The sequence below is a fragment of the Paenibacillus hubeiensis genome (assembly GCF_032334105.1).
Classification (GTDB): domain Bacteria; phylum Bacillota; class Bacilli; order Paenibacillales; family Paenibacillaceae; genus Paenibacillus; species Paenibacillus hubeiensis.
The window spans coordinates 1-1593 of the sequence record NZ_JAVYAE020000043.1; the positions used below are offsets into that span (position 1 = coordinate 1).

1 protein-coding gene and 1 pseudogene are annotated in these 1593 nt (G+C 37.0%); both read right to left on the reverse strand.

Translation table 11 applies throughout. The annotated features are described in order from the left end of the window. Positions 1 to 478: 478 nt before the first annotated feature. Entirely contained in the window at positions 479 to 964 is a 486-nt protein-coding gene (locus RSX24_RS32165; protein WP_236421544.1) for a hypothetical protein, read from the reverse strand. Continuing rightward, positions 964 to 1593, reverse strand: a pseudogene (locus RSX24_RS32170) (hypothetical protein); the annotation flags it as partial. The gene RSX24_RS32165 and the pseudogene RSX24_RS32170, both read right to left, overlap by 1 nt.

Here is a 1593-nt window from a genome sequence, read left to right on the forward strand (position 1 = left end):
CATCCCCGTTCTTCAAATCATTCAGTTTCTTCACATTGACGACGATCATCGCCGCACCGAGAGCCGCATCCGCGGCAACTAATAACGGCTCTGACTATCCTTAGCCGTCCCTGACTGTTCTAAGTCAACTGCACCTCAGCAGAATTCTTCCTTCGGTGTAACAATCCCTGAAAGGAGATGCAATTTATTGCAATTTCATTCTCCCTATCGGGGCGACTTATTCTACAATTGCGAGCATATTTAAAAAACGCAAGAAAAGGAAGATAACAAAAAACAGGTCAATTATGGTGGTATCTGATCATAATCGACCTGTTCGATCTATCGGTTAAAGCATTGGATGTGCATACAATCATAAAGAAAAAATCCCTATACGGGCATTACATGGGTTAGATGTGTTATTAGTTGAATGATAGGTTCATTCCGGCACTGGGTAGCCCCCATTAAATCGAATCTTTTTTTGGCAAATCATCATCCACAACTAATTTCGAGATATTCCTCCTGGATCTTTGTAGCACCAATCACTGCTGTACGGCATGTTAGTAATATTATCCAGGTCTTCTAGAGTATAAAACCATTCTCCCTCAATCCATATTTTGGCTGTCGGATAGATCTTAAGTATCGCATGGAAAAATCGCAATAATAGATCTTCATTTTCATAAAAATCGTCAGATACTACTGCTTTAAAATATTCATCGTTCGTATCGTCCCAATTAAAACTAACTATTTGAAATTCATACGGTTCATCATATACGCTAAAGCAAAGAGATCTTGAATAGTTTTCCCTAAAAGGCATGTCACTTATATATACTCGAGTGTATTTTAGCGTTCCTTCACTATTATAATTTTCTTCATCACTATCAAAAAAAAGATTCTCCTTTATACATATATTATTAAGGCCCCTCAATAAGGCATTTGCTGGAGTGCTTTCTCCGCGTTTAAATAACAAAAAGGATGACGTTCCCATTATTTTAATACTCCTCCTAACTCATCAAGCGAATTAACAACGGTTACACCTTTATTATTAATTTCTTGGATCATTTTAATTGTTTGAACATTCGAGGCATCAATAGGCTCATGAACATATAGTATAATCTCTCTACCCTCATAATTAAAGAATTGAGGGTGACTTGGATTAACATACTTATCGATTTGATCCATTTTAACAGCAGACATTGACTTCTTAACCTCAATAATTTGATTGTGTGTCATAACATCAATATCTCCTGCTGGTTTACCAGTAGTAATATTATCTAGTTTTAAACCGAACCCTATAACTTCCACATGTTTTTTAACGTGTTCTCCAACTTCAGCCTCAATAGCTTTACCAACATTACTACTCTTCTTTGCACTTTCAATTGCATTTGGAATATTCTTAGGGTTTTGTTCAACCCACTTTATTATACTACCGTACGGGTTTTCAAATTTAACTTCTACACCTTTATTCGTTTTCGTTATTACTGGATCGTTAAATTCACCCATCCCCTCATCCAACTTCTTCGCTAAATCATCCTTGCCAGCTTCCATTTCACTCCAAAAACGCTGCTGCTGGCTATTGGGTGGAATTGGCTTTTTCGGCTTCGTGAAATAGACACC